This is a genomic window from Streptomyces sp. NPDC030165 (genome assembly GCF_055573595.1).
Window position 1 is genome coordinate 161545 of the sequence record NZ_JBVIBD010000003.1, and the last position, 14984, is coordinate 176528.

At 74.7% G+C, this 14984-nt stretch carries 13 protein-coding genes and 1 pseudogene; 6 read left to right on the forward strand and 8 right to left on the reverse strand.

All coding sequences use genetic code 11. The annotated features are described in order from the left end of the window. Positions 1–13: 13 nt before the first annotated feature. From ACZ4Z1_RS07130 to ACZ4Z1_RS07150, 5 genes are all read right to left on the reverse strand, one after another. Complete coding sequence (locus ACZ4Z1_RS07130; RefSeq protein WP_468485562.1) at positions 14–2170, reverse strand: SpoIIE family protein phosphatase; 2157 nt, start codon at positions 2168–2170, stop codon at positions 14–16. A 309-nt stretch (positions 2171–2479) separates the two neighbouring features. Beyond that, positions 2480–3757, reverse strand: a complete 1278-nt coding sequence (locus ACZ4Z1_RS07135) for a metallophosphoesterase (protein WP_468485563.1) — start codon at positions 3755–3757, stop codon at positions 2480–2482. Between the two features lie 125 nt (positions 3758–3882). Then, positions 3883–4437, reverse strand: coding sequence for a DUF1990 family protein (locus ACZ4Z1_RS07140; protein WP_468485564.1), 555 nt, complete (start codon positions 4435–4437; stop codon positions 3883–3885). Between the two features lie 94 nt (positions 4438–4531). Further along, positions 4532–5383 (reverse strand): YndJ family protein, encoded by an 852-nt coding sequence (locus ACZ4Z1_RS07145; RefSeq protein ID WP_468485565.1) that lies wholly within the window; start codon positions 5381–5383, stop codon positions 4532–4534. Between the two features lie 114 nt (positions 5384–5497). Continuing rightward, positions 5498–5683, reverse strand: coding sequence for a hypothetical protein (locus ACZ4Z1_RS07150; RefSeq protein ID WP_468485895.1), 186 nt, complete (start codon positions 5681–5683; stop codon positions 5498–5500). Here ACZ4Z1_RS07150 and ACZ4Z1_RS07155 point away from each other — a divergent pair. After that, positions 5646–6020 (forward strand): annotated as a pseudogene (locus ACZ4Z1_RS07155) (helix-turn-helix domain-containing protein); the annotation flags it as partial. The gene ACZ4Z1_RS07150 and the pseudogene ACZ4Z1_RS07155 overlap by 38 nt on opposite strands. Before the next feature lie 44 nt (positions 6021–6064). Here ACZ4Z1_RS07155 and ACZ4Z1_RS07160 read toward each other — a convergent pair. Next, entirely contained in the window at positions 6065–6868 is an 804-nt protein-coding gene (locus ACZ4Z1_RS07160) for a crotonase/enoyl-CoA hydratase family protein (RefSeq protein ID WP_468485566.1), read from the reverse strand. After that, positions 6865–8523: an acyl-CoA dehydrogenase family protein gene (locus tag ACZ4Z1_RS07165; protein WP_468485567.1), complete on the reverse strand. Its 1659-nt coding sequence runs from the start codon at positions 8521–8523 to the stop codon at positions 6865–6867. Before ACZ4Z1_RS07165 ends, ACZ4Z1_RS07160 begins: the two co-directional genes overlap by 4 nt. Before the next feature lie 133 nt (positions 8524–8656). Between ACZ4Z1_RS07165 and lspA the strand changes: the two genes are divergently transcribed. Both lspA and ACZ4Z1_RS07175 read left to right on the forward strand, forming a co-directional pair. Further along, entirely contained in the window at positions 8657–9271 is a 615-nt protein-coding gene (gene lspA, locus ACZ4Z1_RS07170; RefSeq protein ID WP_468485568.1) for a signal peptidase II, read from the forward strand. Between the two features lie 70 nt (positions 9272–9341). Continuing rightward, entirely contained in the window at positions 9342–10112 is a 771-nt protein-coding gene (locus ACZ4Z1_RS07175; protein WP_468485569.1) for a PaaX family transcriptional regulator C-terminal domain-containing protein, read from the forward strand. A 24-nt stretch (positions 10113–10136) separates the two neighbouring features. Here ACZ4Z1_RS07175 and ACZ4Z1_RS07180 read toward each other — a convergent pair whose 3' ends face one another. Further along, positions 10137–11054: a triphosphoribosyl-dephospho-CoA synthase gene (locus ACZ4Z1_RS07180; RefSeq protein ID WP_468485570.1), complete on the reverse strand. Its 918-nt coding sequence runs from the start codon at positions 11052–11054 to the stop codon at positions 10137–10139. A gap of 256 nt (positions 11055–11310) precedes the next feature. On the opposite strand from ACZ4Z1_RS07180, the gene ACZ4Z1_RS07185 reads away from it, so the two are divergent. The 3 genes from ACZ4Z1_RS07185 to ACZ4Z1_RS07195 are packed head-to-tail and all read left to right on the forward strand — an operon-like array spanning position 11311 to position 14657. Next, complete coding sequence (locus tag ACZ4Z1_RS07185; protein WP_468485571.1) at positions 11311–11706, forward strand: TOBE domain-containing protein; 396 nt, start codon at positions 11311–11313, stop codon at positions 11704–11706. Between the two features lie 40 nt (positions 11707–11746). Next, a complete protein-coding gene (gene modA, locus ACZ4Z1_RS07190) occupies positions 11747–12535 on the forward strand; it encodes a molybdate ABC transporter substrate-binding protein (RefSeq protein ID WP_468485572.1) in 789 nt (262 codons plus the stop codon). 22 nt (positions 12536–12557) lie between these two features. Next, positions 12558–14657, forward strand: a complete 2100-nt coding sequence (locus tag ACZ4Z1_RS07195; RefSeq protein WP_468485573.1) for an ABC transporter permease — start codon at positions 12558–12560, stop codon at positions 14655–14657. The last annotated feature ends 327 nt before the right edge of the window (positions 14658–14984 follow it).

Genomic DNA, 14984 nt, shown 5'->3' on the forward strand with positions numbered 1-14984 from the left:
CCGAGCCCCGTCGTCACTCCTCCCCCGGCAGGGCGAATTCGCACCACAGGGCCTTGCCGTTGCCTCGTGGCTCGGCTCCCCACGCGTCGGAGAGGGCTTCGACCAGCATGAGGCCGCGGCCGGAGGTCGCTGTTTCGCCGGGGGTGCGGCGGCGGGGCCAGCGGCTGGAGCGGTCCTCGACCTCCAGGCGGACGCGGCGGCGGATGCGGGGGCCGGTCGGCAGGAGTTCGACCGTCACCAGGGCTCCGCTGTCCGTGTGGGTGAGTGCGTTGGTGATGAGTTCGGTTGCGGCCACTTCGATGTCGTATGCGATGGAGCCCGCCCGCCACTGGTCCATCGTGCGCCGCAGCATCGCCCGCACCTCCGAGGCGCCGGACGGGTCCGCCTGGTGGACGTGGAGGCGGAAGCGCGGGGTGACGGCCGTGGTTCCGGCGGACGGGGCGCGGTGCAGGAGGACGAGGGCCATGTCGTCGTCGGATCCGGACCGGGCCCACAGCTGGTCCGAGAGCTGGTCGGCGAGGGCTTCCAGTTCGGCGGGGCCGTCCCGTACCGCTGCGGCGAGTGCGTCGATGCCGGACGTGATGTCCTGCCCGGGCTTTTCGACGAGGCCGTCGGTGCAGAGCAGGAGGGTGGAGTCGGGCTCCAGGAAGAGCTGGGTCTCGGGGAAGTGGTCCTGGCCGAACGTGGTGGCCAGCCCGAGCGGCAGTCCGCCGCGTACCGGGTGCCAGTCCGTGTGTCCGGCCGCGTCCCAGAGGAGAGGGCCCAGGTGCCCGGCCCGTGCCACGTGCAGCGCACCGGATTCGAGATCTGCCTGGACGTACGTGCAGGTCGCGAACCGTTCGGTCTCCAGCTCGGCGAGGAAGCGGGAGGCCCGTACGAGCACCGTCTCGGGGGAGTGGCCCTCGGCGGCGTAGGCGCGCAGTGCGATGCGAAGCTGGCCCATGACCGCCGCGGCGTGCGTGTCGTGCCCCTGGACGTCGCCGACGACCAGCCCGGTCCGCCCCTGGGGCAACGGGATGACGTCGTACCAGTCGCCGCCGATGTCCCGCCCGGTGCTCGCCGCGTGGTAGCGGACGGTGACCTCGCCGCCGACGATGTCGGGGACCCGGCGCGGCAGCATCGTGGCCTGCAACCCGGTCGCGAACTCGCGTTCCTGGTCGAAGAGCATGGCCCGCTGGAGGGACTGGGCCACGACGCCGGCCAGCGCCAGGGCGAGGTTTCGGTCCTCGGCCGAGTGCTGTTTGGGTTCGGCGTTGAACAGGCCCAGCGCCGCGATGACGCGGTCCTGCGCGATCAGCGGCAGGAAGACGGCGCTGCCCGAGGGCACCCGGTCCAGGTACGGGCGCAGCCGCGGGTAGCGGGCCATCAGTTCGCCGCGTGAGGACAGGAACGTGGCCCGGCGCGACAGCGCGGCGTCCGACAGCGGCAGCGTGTCGTCGAGCCGGGAGGCCATCATGTCCTCGGGTGTGGCGCCCGGCAGGCCCGTGATGGCGATGACCTCGAAACGGTCGTTGTCGACCAGCCCGAGGATCAGCGCGTCGGCGCCGAAGCGCCGGGCGCCGCCGGTCCCGGTCAGGACCCGGGTGACGTCCGCGACCGACAGGGCGCGGGAGAGGGCCGCCGTGGTCTGCTGCACCATCGCGGTCTGCCGCTGCCGGTTCTCCTGGAGGGACCGCAGCAGCACGGAGTCGGCCATCTCCGTACCGGCTTCCCGGACGAGTCCGGCGATCCGGTACGGGCGGCCGTCCGCGTCCCGCAGGATGCGGCCCTGGGCGTGCGTCCATCGGGGTGTGCCGTCGCGGCAGTGGACGCGGAAGTACGCGCCGTACGAGGGTGCCCCGTCCTGGACGGCCTGGGAGACGGCCGCGTCCAGCCGGTAACCCTCTTCGGGCGGTACACGGGCGGCGAGCGTCGCGGGCCGTCCGTCGTACTCGTCGGGCCGCAGGTCGAAGACGTCCAGCGCACACGGGTCCAGTTCGAGCACGGCGCGGTCCAGATCCCAGTCGAAGGTGCCCGTCCGGTTGAGGGCGAGCCGTTCGCGCAGGTCGAGGGGGTCGAGAGGAACTGCGGGGCGTGTGCTGTCCGCGTCGGGGGCAGGGCCGGCGGCTCGGGGCGGTACGCCGTGGCGCGGGCCGTGGCGGCCGGGCGGAGTGGTGTTCCGTCCGGTCATGACCTGCCACGCTCCAGTCCCGTGGCCGGGACGGACGAACGGCTGCCGGACGGGCCGGCCGGCCGGGGGCGGGGGCCGGATGCCGATGGCGCGCCGGCCCCGGCTGCCCGCCAGGCAGTCGGGACCGGCGACGCCGGGGCCACCACGCCCGCCGCTTCCCCGCGTGGCCCGCCGAAGGGCGACCATCGCAACCGGGAAGCGGCCATGCGCCCACATTAGGACGGGGGTGGGGATTGTGCATTTTGGGTGGGGCGTGGGGGGTATGTCGTGGGGAGGGGTGAGGTGGGGCGGCCGCCCCGCGCCGTGGTCCTAGCTCGCCCCCGCGGGCACCCCGGCCCCCGCCTCCGTCCGCGCCGCCACCGGACGTGTGCTCCGCGTCCGGTGGGCGAGTCGGGCCTTCTTTGTCGCGATGTCGACCGTGTACGCGTCGATCGTCAGCGTCCCGGCCGACGCCTTCAGCAGCATGAACCCGTGTCGGGTGAAGTCCTGCCAGGCGGCGGGGTGGGTGAAGTGGGCCTTGCCGTCGCCCGTCTTGGAGGCGGCGCCGCAGACGATCTGGCGGGTGCCGCGTGTGTGGTCGGTGGGTTCCAGGATCTGGAGGGTGTGGTCGTGCCCCGACATGATCAGGTCGGCGCGGCCGCACACCACCTCCTCGTACAGTTCCTTGAGGTGGATGCCGCTGGTGTAGTTCCCGGTCACGAAGCCGTCGTACGCGCCGGCGCTGCCGTGCTTGCCGTTGTTCAGGTACGGGTGGTGGCCGAGGACCACCTTCCAGCGCGCGCGGGAGGCGGACAGCGCGCCGTCCAGCCAGCGGCGCTGCTCGCGCATGTACGGGCCGTTCCAGTAGTAGTGCGGGTCGGTCTGCGCGACGTATGAGGCGACCGGGTTGGTGTCGAGGGCGAAGAACTCCACGAGCGGCTCACCCTGGGCGCCGCCGGCCGGGAGGGCGACGTTGTAGTAGCGGCTCGGCATGTACCAGCGGCGGGACGTGGCGGCGTACGCGACCTCGCGGTCACCGCGCGACGGGTCGCCGCCGCTGCCGGGGATCAGCCCCGAGCAGTCGTGGTTGCCCAGCACCATCAGCCACGGCACGTCGATACCGGTGTTGGGGCGCTCGAACTTCTCCGCGAACTCCGAGTCGTCGTCGGACTCCGGGCCGTTCTCGTAGATGTTGTCGCCGAGGCCGACCGCCAGCCCGACGTGTTCGGCGCGGCAGATCTCCCGGGCCGCCGCCGTGACCGCGTACTGCTCCTCCTTGCCCGTACCGGCGTCCCCGGTGATCAGGACGGCGTACTCGCCGGAGGGGTTCGGCGCCGACGGGAGCGGGAAGCGGGCCGGAGCGCCCGTGCGCGGCGCGGCGGCCGCGGGCTGCTGCGTCCCGAACGGCAGCGCGGCCAGCGCGGCTCCCGCCACCGCCCCGCCCAGGAGGGTCCGCCGGTGCACACCGCGCGCCGGGGCCGGTGCGTCGGGTGTGCCGTTCGGTGCGCTTTCCGGTACGGCGGTGCCGGCGAGGCCGGGGCCGGCCGTTCGCGTCCACTGTTCCTCGGTCAGGTCCGCCCGCGGCGGGATCAGCTCGTCGTCGCACATGGCTGGTTTCTCTCATGGGCGGCGGGGCAACTGGTGACGGAGCCATGAACGCCGTGTGGACGTATGGGGAGTACGGCGTGGCGCGGCATCCGGCGGGCCGGCGGAGCCGCCGGAGGGCGTCCCGGTCAGCGGCCCTGGCGGGCCAGCCGGCGCAGTGTCCGGCCGCAGTGCCGGGCGTACAGGCGCTGGAAGACCGGGACCGCCGGTCCCGCCAGCCGGGTGTACCAGCGGCCCGGCACGCTGAAGGCCGTCATCGTGAACCACACCGCGCCGCCCTCCCGCATCTCGACCACGAACGACTCCTCGCCGCGCTGCGGGTGGCCGGCCAGCGTGCCGTACGCGAAGCCGATCCGCTCGCTCTCGTACTCGCTCCACACCACCCGGCACGGCGCCCACAGCCGTGCGGGGCCGAGTCCCAGGGCGCACTCCACCCGGACGCCGGGCGCGGCCTCCGGCGCGGAGGCCCGTACCCGTACGCCTGCCGCGCGGTGCATCCGGAAGGACGTGACCGCGTGGCCCGCGGCTTCGAGGACCGCGCGGCCGTGGCCGAGGTAGGTCGCTTCGTGCAGGTAACGGTATCCGCCGGGCAGCGGATGGCGGCGGGTGGCGCCGTTCTCGGGGTAGTTGAAGGAGGAGGGGACGGGGGTGGGAGTGGGGGTGGGGGTGCTGCCGGTTGTCATGCGGGGTGCCTGCTTCCTCGGGTGGGGTGCGGTGGTGGAGGCGTGGGGCCGGGCGGTCACGCGGGTTCGGGGCGGTCGTACGGGTTCGGGGCGGTCACGCGGTTACGGGGGCGGCCGGGCGGGGCGTGGTGGGCACGCCCCTGAGGCGGCGCCAGGCGAGTAGCGCGCACAGGGCGAAGCCGAGTGCGTTGCCCAGGCCGTGGGTGGCCGCCATCCATGCCAGTGTGGGGTGCGGGATGCCGGTTGCCTCGCCGAGCGCCCAGCTCAGGGCGAGCAGCATGGTCACGACGAGGACGGCGGCCGAGACGCCGAGCAGCGTCCGGGTGGTCCGGTCCGGCGTGGTGGTACGGACGTCCCGCCAGGTGACCAGGGCGACCAGCCACATGCCGCCGGTCAGGATCACCGCGCCGGCCAGTTCGGCCCAGTCGTCGACGAAGTAGCCCGCCAGCACGAACAGCGTCCCCACGGGCACGCTGAGCGCGGCGAGCGGCCCGGCCCGGCCGGGGCGCGCGGCGCGGCAGACGAGCCCGGCCGTCAGGGCGGCGGCGAACCCGGCGAAGTGGAAGTGCGGCACGGTCAGCGACAGGATCTGCAGGTCGAAGCCGAACAGCTGGTGGCCCGAGCGTTCGGCGACCAGGGCGACGCCGGCGACCGCCGGGGTGACCAGGGCCGTCAGCACCGCGATCTCGCCGGGCACGAGGCTGCGGGTGCGGGCCAGCCGGCGCGGCGCGTAGAGCGCGAGGGCGAGGGTGGCCAGGGCGTACGCGGCGGCCAGCGCCGTGGCGGCGGCTCCGCGCGGCAGCCACAGGGCGGCCGCGCCCGCCGCGGCCGCCACGGGCCAGCGGCGCCGTATCCAGCGTGTCCCCGGTTCGTCGATGAGCGCGAGTCCGGTCGGCACCACGGCGAACATGCCGAGCATGACGATGAGAGTGACCAGCGTGGTCATGAGGAGGCCTCCAGACCCGGCCCGAAGCCGGTTTGAACGCGTTCAACCCGTCACGCAGAACAGTACGTGACGGGTTGAACGTGTTCAACAGCGCCCCCTGGGGGCGGTGGGAGGTCAGCGCACCGAGCCGTCCCACTGCCACTCCGTACGCCGCGGCAGCCCGGTCAGGGCGGCCCGGCCGGTGCGCTGGAGCAGGACGCCGAACGGCCCGTACCCGGGCGGAGCGGCGGGGGCGTCCGGGAAGAGGCGGGACAGGACGGCGCCGCACAGGCCGTTGTCCGGCGCCCAGGCGCAGTTCATCGACCTGTCGGTGCCCGCCGCCGACGACGAGGGGCTGGCGCCCGTCCTGGCCTGGGCGCGCGCCCACCTCGACCAGCCGCTGACGGTCGAAGACCTCGCGGAGCGCGCCGCGCCCAGCCCGCGCCCCTTCTACCGGTGCCTCCAGGCGGCCACCGGCACGACCCCGCTCCAGTGGCTCCTCGACCAGCGGCTGGCGTGCGCCCAGAGCCTGCTGGAGTCGACGGACCTGCCGGTCGAGAAGATCGGCGAACTGAGCGGCCTCGGCACGGCGAACAACCTGCGGCACCACTTCCTCAAGCGCGTCGGGGTGTCGCCGTCCGCCGGGCGTTTCCCCGTACGGCACCGGTGGCGACGGCGCCCGCCGGGTGAGCGCGCCTGCCGTCACTCCGCCGTGTCCGCCTCCCCGTGCCTCCCCGCTCCCGCGGCGAACCGCGCCGCGCCCTGCACCGCGTCCGCCAGGACGCCCTGCCCGTAGCGGAGTTCCGCGGCCAGGGCGGCTTCCTCCGGCAGGCCCTCCTGGGCCAGGAGGGAAGCGCGGTCGCTGCGCAGGCACGCCTGCGGGAAGCGGGCGATGGCGGCGGCCAGTTCCTCGGCCTCCGCGCGCGCCCGCCCGGTCGGCACCACCCGGTTGACCAGCCCCATCCCCAGTGCTTCGGCCGCGCCGACGGGCCGCCCGGTCAGTACCATGTCCAGGGCCCGGCCGGTGCCGACGAGCCGGGGCAGCCGTACCGTACCGCCGTCGATCAGCGGTACACCCCAGCGGCGGCAGAACACCCCGAAGACCGCGTCCTCCTCGGCGATCCGCAGGTCGCACCAGAGGGCCAGCTCCAGACCGCCCGCCACCGCGTGCCCGCCGACCGCGGCGATCACCGGCTTGTCCAGCCGCATCCGGGTGGGGCCCATCGGCCCGTCGCCGTCCGCCGCGACCCGGTTGCCGCGCCCGGTGCCGACCGCCTTGAGGTCGGCGCCCGCGCAGAACGTGCCGCCCTCGCCCCACAGGACCGCGACGTGCGCGGCGTCGTCGGCCGCGAAGGCGCGGAAGGCGTGGGCCAGTTGGCGTGCCGTGGAGCCGTCCACGGCGTTGCGCGCCTCGGGCCGGGCGAGGATGACCGTCGTCACCGGGCCGGCCCGCTCGACGCGCACCGTGGGATGCGCCGGTCCGCCGTCCCGGCCCCCGCCGGTCATCCGGCGGCCTCCGAGGGGAGCGCCGGCCGGGCCCGGTCCAGGATCGCCGTCAGGTCGGCCGTGGCGGGCAGTGTCCCGAAGGCGTTCCCCCACTCCCCGTCGAGCCGCGAGGCGCAGAACGCGTCCGCCACCGCCGGGTGGCTGTGCCGCACGAGCAGCGCGCCCTGGAACGCGAGCGCCATCCGCTCCGCCAGGGACCGTGCGGCGCGCTGCGCCTGGTCCGGGTCGCCGAGCGTGCCGAGCATCTTGCGGATGCCCGCGACGGCGGCGTCGAGCCGTCGGTCGGCGCCTGCCGCCGCGTCCACCTCGGCGAAGTACGCGTCCAGCGCGGCCGGTTCCTTGCCCAGGGCGCGCAGCACGTCCAGTGCGGCGACGTTGCCGGAACCCTCCCAGATCGACAGCAGCGGCGCCTCCCGGTAGAGCCGCGGCATTCCGGACTCCTCGACGTACCCGTTGCCGCCCAGGCACTCCAGCGCCTCCGCGGCGTGCGCGCTGCCCCGCTTGCACACCCAGTACTTGCCGACGGCCAGCCCCAGCCGGCGCAGCGCGGCCTCGCCCGCGTCCCCGTCCTGGGCCCCGTCCACGGCGGTAGCCAGCCGCATCGCCAGCGTCGTCGCCGCCTCCGACTCGATCGCCAGGTCCGCCAGCACCGCCCGCATGAGCGGCTGTTCGGACAGTGCGCGGCCGAACGCGTGGCGGTGCGCGGTGTGATGCAGGGCCTGCCGCAGCCCGGCGCGCATCCCCGCCGCCGTACCGATCACGCAGTCCAGCCGCGTCATGTTCACCATCTCCACGATGGTCCGCACGCCGCGCCCCGGCTCGCCGACCGGCCAGGCCACCGCGTCCTCGTACTCGATCTCGGAGGAGGCGTTGGAGCGGTTGCCCAGCTTGTCCTTCAGGCGCATCAGCCGCATCGCGTTGCGGGTGCCGTCGGGCAGCACGCGCGGCAGCAGGAAGCAGCTCACCCCCTCGGGCGTCTGCGCGAGCGTCAGGAACACGTCGCTCATCGGTGCCGAGGTGAACCACTTGTGACCGGTGATGCGGTACGTGCCGTCGCCCGCCGGCACCGCCCGGGTCGTGTTGGCCCGGACGTCGGAGCCGCCCTGCTTCTCCGTCATCGACATGCCCGCGATCAGGCCCGCCTTGGTCAGCGGGGGCCGCAGCCCGTAGTCGTACGTACGGGCCGCCAGCAGCGGTTCGTACTGCTCCGCCAGCGCCGGCGCCGAGCGCAGGGCGGGCACGGCGGCGTACGTCATGGAGACGGGGCAGCCGTGCCCCGGCTCGGCCTGCGACCAGACGTAGAACTTGGCCGCGCGCACGAGGTGGGCGCCGGGCCGGGACTCGGCCCACGGCGCGGCGTGCAGCCCGTGTTCCACCGCGACGGTCATCAGCTGGTGCCAGGCGGGGTGGAACTCCACCTCGTCGATGCGGTGGCCGAAGCGGTCGTGGGTGCGCAGCCGCGGCGGCTGCTCCTCGGCCGTCCGGGACTGCTCCTGCACCGCGTCCGTCCCGGCGAGCGCGCCCAGTTCCAGCACCTCCGGCTCGCCCCACCCGGCGTCCGCGCGGCGCAGCGCCTCCAGCAGGGCCGGATCGTCCGCCGTACTGAATCCGGTCAGTGGCGGCGCCTGATTCACGACTTCATGGGTGACGGTCATACCGTGGACGTTACAGATACCGGACAGGCGTGGGAAGGGTGTAACGGGGCAGGGGATGTGATCACCGGGGGCGGCCCCGGCACCCGGCCCGCTTAAGGTGGAGTCCGATCGACGGACTTCGAGGTGACTGAACGTGACGAAACCGGGCCGGACCACCGGGGAGAGCGGTGCGGACCGTGCGGAGGGGGCCAGGGGCGGACGGCGGGTGCCGCTGCTTCTCGCGGTGGCCGGCGCCGCCTACCTGCTCGACCTGTGCAGCAAGCTGGCCGTGGTCGCGGAGCTGGAGAACCGTGCCCCCGTCAAGGTGCTCGGCGACTGGCTGGAGCTGCGGGTGATGCGCAACTCCGGCGCCGCGTTCGGCATCGGCGAGGCGACGACCATCCTGTTCACGGTCATCGCGGCGGCCGTCACCGTGGTGATCTTCCGCCTGGCGCGCAGGCTCCACAGCGTCCCCTGGGCGATCGCGCTGGGCCTGCTGCTGGGCGGCGGGCTCGGCAACCTGACCGACCGCCTCTTCCGCACCCCCGGCGACCTCCGGGGCGCGGTGGTCGACTTCCTCCACGTACGCGGCTTCAGCGTCATGAACTTCGCCGACTGCGCGATCGTCTGCGGCGGCATCGGGATCGTGCTGTTCTCCTTCCTCGGCTGGGAACTGGACAACGAGCACAAGGTGGAGAAGGCGGCGGAGGAGAGCGTCGCGACGGCCGCGGAGCGGGACGGGACGGCACACGACGGCATGTCCCGGTGAGGGATGCCCGTTCCGCGCGGCAGGAGGCGGCCGTCACCGGCCCGCCGGGCACCTCCTAGGATTCCGGCCGATGGACCACGACACATCCGTACGCGACGACGCGCGGCACCTCGGCCTGCGGCCGCTCACCGCCCGCTCCATCGTGCTCAGCACCCTTCTGGGCCACCACCCGCCCCGCCTCCCGGCGCGCGCCCTGGTACGCGTCGGCGAACTCTTCGGCATCGCCGAGGGCACCGTCCGCGTCGCACTGTCCCGGATGGTCGCCGCCGGCGAGCTCCAGCAGGACGACGGCACGTACGGACTCACCACACGGCTGCTGGAACGCCAGGCGCGCCAGGACGAGAGCCGTACGCCGCGCACCCGGCACTGGGACGGCGGCTGGGAGATCGCCGTGGTCACCGCCGAAGCGCGCCCGGCCGCCGAACGCACCGCACTGCGCCAGGCCATGGCGGAACTGCGCCTCGCCGAACTCCGCGAAGGCACCTGGCTGCGCCCCGCCAATCTGGAACGCGCCCGCCCGGACGTGGTCACCCGGCAGTGCACCCTGCTCACCGGCACCCCCGACGGCGACCCCGCGGAACTGGCGCGCGGGCTGTGGGACCTGGACGGCTGGGCGGCGCGGGCCCGCGCACTGCTGGCCGCGCTGTCCGGCGCCGCGTCACCGGCCGGGCGCTTCACCGTCTCGGCCGCCGTACTGCGGCACCTCCTCGCGGACCCGCTGCTGCCGGACGCCCTGCTGCCCGCCGACTGGCCGGGCACCGGACTGCGCCGCCGCTACGACGCCTTCGAGGCCGAGCTGCGCGAGCTGCTGCGGCAGTACGTGACGCCCGGCGGAGCTTGAGAGCAAGCGGCGCCGGCCGGTGCTTCAGCGGCCCTCGAAGAGGAAGTCCAGGAAGAGGGTCGCCGACAGCAGCGCGGCGCTGCCGCCCGCCGTGAGCCCGTTACGGGTCATCCGCGCGTCCAGCCGGACGAACGCCTTGCGTCCGCGCGGCGTGCCGAACCCGCCCGACGACAACACGTCGCGCGCGTCCATCTGCACCGACAGCAGACCCTGCGAGCCGCCGCGCTGCAGCAGCGTCGTGTCGTCGAGCGTGGACAGCAGCGCGAGCAGCGCGTCCATACGGGCCGTCACCTCGGAGGCGCCGACCGCTCGGGACTGGCGCAGCGCGGGCAGGGCCACGCCCAGCACGTTCGGGAAACCGGAGCGGGCCTGGCCGACGGCGCCGGGCACACCGTAGTACTGCCGGGCCCGGCCGCCCGGCGAGCGGCTGGCCGCCGGGGCGCCGCCGTCCGGCAGACGGGCCAGGGTGGCCGCCGCCTCGCAGGTCTCCACGTCCGAGCGGCAGTTCGTGGCGGCGGCGCCGGCCACCAGCAGGCCCACGGACCACAGGGCGCCCCGCTTGCCGGGCGCGCCCGCGCCCGCCTGGAGGGCGCGCTGCTCACCCGCCCGGCCCAGGCGCCCGAGCTGTTCGCGCAGCCGCCGGTCCAGCGGCCGGCCCATGGCGGCCTCGGCCATGGAGGCGAAGGGGGCGTGCAGCAGCTCGGCGGCGTGCAGCGCGAGCGGGTCCGGCTTCGGGGCCAGCACCGTCTGCGCCGTACAGGCGGCGACGGCGAGGTCGGCGAGGCGCAGCGGGAGGGGGCGGTCCGGGGAGGGGTGCGGGACCGTGTGCAGGACGGGGCGCTCGTGCGCCGGCGGCACGTCGCCGCGCGCGGCCTCCGGCCGCAGCCTCCGCATGATCGACCGGCCGCGGACCGCGGAACGTGAAGAAGTAGGAGTACCCATCGGTTCGCGCTCCCTCCGTGTTACGCCACACCCTCCCGAATCCCTTCCAAAAGAGTACGGCTTCCCCCACCCGGCCGACGCTCCGCCCCCTGGTATGTCCGGTCTGCGCCCCCGCGCCACGCGCGCGGCGCGCCGCGGCGCCGGTCACCCGCGCCGCGACCGCACTTGTCGCTTCCTCCAGCGCCCCTCGCACCTGCGAGGTGCTTTCGCACGGAGTAATTGCAGATGAGACAGCATTTGCCATACGGTGCCGCACATGCAGTCCTACACGATCGGCCAGGCCGCACGCCTGCTCGGCGTCAGCCCCGACACGGCCCGCCGCTGGGCCGACGCCGGCAAGGTCCCCACCCACCGGGACGAATCCGGCCGCCGGCTGATCGACGGCCGTGACCTGGCCGCGTTCTCCACCGAACTCGCCAAGAACGGCGCCACGGAGGAAGACACCTCCCACACCTCGGTCCGCAACGCCTTCCCCGGAATCGTCACGGCGATCAAGCTGGGCGACGTGGCGGCGCAGGTGGAGATCCAGGCCGGTCCGCACCGGCTGGTCTCCCTCCTGACACGGGAAGCGGTGGAGGAACTCGGACTGGAGGTCGGCGTGCGGGCCACCGCCCGCGTGAAGTCGACCAATGTCCATGTCGACCGCGCCTGACGCGCGTCGTACCGCTCGCGTCCCCAAGGAGCCGATCCCGATGTCCCGCACCTGCGGCGTCACCCGTCGCCGCGCCGTCGCAGCGGCACTGACCGTCGCCGTCCTCGCCCCGCTCACCGCCGCCTGCGGCAGTGGTGACGACTCGTCCGCCGCGGAAGGCGGGACCACGCTCAAGGTCCTGGCCGCCGCGTCCCTGACCGACGTCTTCGCCAAGGCCGCCGACGCATACCACAAGGAACATCCCGACGTCACGGTCAAGTTCTCCTTCGCCGGCTCCCAGCAGCTCGCGGCCCAGGTCAACCAGGACTTCCCGGCCGACGCCCTGGTCACGGCCGACACCCGGACCATGGACGGACTGCACGGCAAGACCGGCGAGCCGCAGACCATCGCGAAGAACCGCCTGGTCATCGCCACCGCCGACGGCAACCCCCAGCACATCACGGGCCTGCGGGACCTGGCCTCCACCAACAAGCTCAAGGTCGTGCTCGCCGCGCCCGCCGTCCCCGTCGGCCGCTACAGCAAGAAGGTTCTGGACCGGCAGGGCATCACGGTGCAGCCGGTCTCCCAGGAGCAGGACGTGCGCGGCGTGCTGAGCAAGGTCGAACTGGGCGAGGCGGACGCGGGCATCGTGTACGCCACCGACGCGATGACCGCGCCCGACAAGGTCGACGCCGTCCAGGTGCCGGACGAGCAGAACGCGATCGCCGAGTACCCGGCCGCCACGCTCAAGGTTTCCCGGCACGCCGAGGAGGCCGCCGCGTTCGTGAAGTGGCTCGGCGGCGCACAGGCGCAGAAGATCCTGCGCGACGCGGGCTTCCAGAAGCCGTGACCGTCCCGCGAGCCGTCACGTCATGAAGCACGACCACCGGGACCGCGGCCCCGCCGGGCACCGGCCCGCCGGACACGGCCGGAAGACCACCCCGGGCCTGCGCGCCCCCCTGGCCCTCGCGCTGCCCGCCGTCCTGGCGGTGGCGTTCCTGCTGGTGCCCATGGCGGGCATCCTCACCCGTACGTCCTGGAGCGACCTCGGCACCCACCTGACCTCCGCCGAGGTCACCGAGGCGCTGCGGATCTCCCTGGTGGTGTCCTTCTGGTCGCTGGGCCTGTCCCTGCTGCTCGGCGTGCCGCTCGCCTGGCTGCTGTCGCGCGTCGACTTCCCCGGCAAGGCCGTGGTGCGCTCCCTGGTACTGCTGCCCATGGTGCTGCCGCCGACCGTCGGCGGTGTGGCGCTGCTCCTCGGCTTCGGGCGGCGGGGCCTGCTGGGCGGCCTGCTGGACAGCTGGTTCGGCGTACAACTGCCGTTCCACACCGCGGGCGCCGTGGTCGCCGCGACCTTTGTGTCGATGCCCTTCCTCGTCATCAGCCTGGAAGGCGCACTGGCCGGGCTGCACGTGCGCTACGAGGAGACGGCGGCCTCGCTCGGCGCCGGGCCGCTGCGCGTCTTCCGCACGGTCACCCTCCCCATGATCGCCCCCGGTCTCGCCGCCGGAGCGGCCCTGACCTGGGCGCGGGCACTCGGCGAGTTCGGCGCGACGATCACCTTCGCGGGCAACCTGCCGGGCGTCACCCAGACTCTGCCCCTCCAGGTCTACCTGCTCCTCCAGGACAGTCCCGAGGCCGCCACCTCCGTCTCCCTGCTGCTGCTCGTCATCGCCATGGCCGTCCTGGTCGCACTGCGCGGCAGATGGGCGGGCGGGGGCGGCGCGGTCCGGGGGCGCACGAGCGGCGCGGTGACGCGTACGGACGCGGACGGCGACGGGGCACCGGATGCCGGCGGCACGTGGCCCGACCACATGACCGGCGCATCCGCCGCCTCCGGCACGCCCGCCTCCCCGGGCCCGCCCACCGCCACCACCGCGCACGCCGACGGCGCCGACGCCGCCCCCACCGCCCCCGGCGACGGCTCGGGTACCGGGCGGTGGCCGCTGCACGCGGACGTCACCGGCTTCAACCAGCTCACCCTCGACGCCGCCCCGGGCACCACCATCGCCGTCGTGGGCCCCAACGGCGCGGGCAAGACCACGCTGTTGCGCGCCCTGCTCGGCCTCACCCCGCGGGCGCACGCCGTACTGACGCTCGGCGCGCGGGACGTCACGGCCCTGCCGCCGCACCGCCGCGGCGTCGCCTGGGTCCCGCAGGACGGGGCACTCTTCCCCCACCTGACGGCCCTCGGCAACACGGCGTACGGGCTGCGCGCCCATGGCACCGGCCGCGCCGAGGCCCGCCGCGAGGCCCAGCAGTGGCTGGACCGGCTCGGCGTCGGACACCTCGCGCACCGCCGCCCCGCCCAGCTCTCCGGCGGCCAGGCCGGACGGGTCGCGCTGGCCCGCGCCCTGGCCGCCCGCCCCCGCCTGCTGCTGCTCGACGAGCCGCTGGCCGCCCTCGACCAGAGCACCCGCGCACACGTCCGGCACACACTGCGCCGGCACCTGGCCGGCTTCGGCGGCGTCTGCCTGATGGTCACCCACGACCCGGTCGAAGCGGTCTCGCTCGCCGACCGCGTCCTGGTCCTGGAGGACGGGCACGCGATCCAGGACGCCGCTCCGGCCGAGGTGACCCGGCATCCGCGCTCGCCGTGGGTGGCGCGGATGCTCGGCCGCAACGCGTGGCCGGGCACCGCCACCGGCGACGGGCTGCGGCTCGCGGGCGCCGGGCGGCTGGTGGCCGCCGACCCGCTGCCCGAGGGCACCGGCGCGCTGGCGGTCATCGGCCCCGAAGCGGTCTCCGTGCACCGGACCCGCCCGTCCGGCAGCCCGCGCAACGTCTGGCCGGGCCGGGTACGGGAGATCACCGCGCTCGGCAGCCGGCTGCGGGTCCTGGTCGGGTCGCCGGAGGTACCCGACCTGGTCGGCGAGATCACCCCGCAGGCCGCGGCGGAACTCGGCCTGGCCGAGGAGACCGAGGTCTGGGTGAGCGTGAAGGCGACCGAGGTGACGCTCGTACCGGTGTGAGCCCGGAGGCAGGGCCGCCGGCCGTACGGGGGTGAGCCCGGCGGTGCGGCCGCCGCCCCCCGGCCGTACCGGTCCGAACGCGCCGCACCCACCCAAACTCTCCGTAGGGATGGCGGCGTTGCGCCGCCCTTGGGGGTCCGTGCGCGGTGCGTGCGGACCCCCGCCGCGCGTGCCGCGAGCCCCTGAACGCGCTCCGACGGCACCCCCGGCTCGGACAAGCGCTCGATACGCCCGGGCAGGCCATGCGCTCCGGCTGCGGAGGTGCGCCCCTACCCGGCAGAGGGGGGCGCCATGCGGAGCCGTCGGCCCCCACTCCGGCGGTGCGGA

Coding starts and splice junctions, on each gene's coding strand:
- ACZ4Z1_RS07185 (WP_468485571.1), top strand. CDS start 11,311: ATGCAGTCCTACACGATCGGCCAGGCCGCACGCCTGCTCGGCGTCAGC.
- ACZ4Z1_RS07145 (WP_468485565.1), bottom strand. CDS start 5,383: ATGACCACGCTGGTCACTCTCATCGTCATGCTCGGCATGTTCGCCGTG.
- ACZ4Z1_RS07150 (WP_468485895.1), bottom strand. CDS start 5,683: ATGAACTGCGCCTGGGCGCCGGACAACGGCCTGTGCGGCGCCGTCCTG.
- ACZ4Z1_RS07165 (WP_468485567.1), bottom strand. CDS start 8,523: ATGACCGTCACCCATGAAGTCGTGAATCAGGCGCCGCCACTGACCGGA.
- ACZ4Z1_RS07160 (WP_468485566.1), bottom strand. CDS start 6,868: ATGACCGGCGGGGGCCGGGACGGCGGACCGGCGCATCCCACGGTGCGC.
- ACZ4Z1_RS07180 (WP_468485570.1), bottom strand. CDS start 11,054: ATGGGTACTCCTACTTCTTCACGTTCCGCGGTCCGCGGCCGGTCGATC.
- ACZ4Z1_RS07130 (WP_468485562.1), bottom strand. CDS start 2,170: ATGACCGGACGGAACACCACTCCGCCCGGCCGCCACGGCCCGCGCCAC.
- ACZ4Z1_RS07195 (WP_468485573.1), top strand. CDS start 12,558: ATGAAGCACGACCACCGGGACCGCGGCCCCGCCGGGCACCGGCCCGCC.
- modA (WP_468485572.1), top strand. CDS start 11,747: ATGTCCCGCACCTGCGGCGTCACCCGTCGCCGCGCCGTCGCAGCGGCA.
- ACZ4Z1_RS07140 (WP_468485564.1), bottom strand. CDS start 4,437: ATGACAACCGGCAGCACCCCCACCCCCACTCCCACCCCCGTCCCCTCC.
- ACZ4Z1_RS07135 (WP_468485563.1), bottom strand. CDS start 3,757: ATGTGCGACGACGAGCTGATCCCGCCGCGGGCGGACCTGACCGAGGAA.
- ACZ4Z1_RS07175 (WP_468485569.1), top strand. CDS start 9,342: ATGGACCACGACACATCCGTACGCGACGACGCGCGGCACCTCGGCCTG.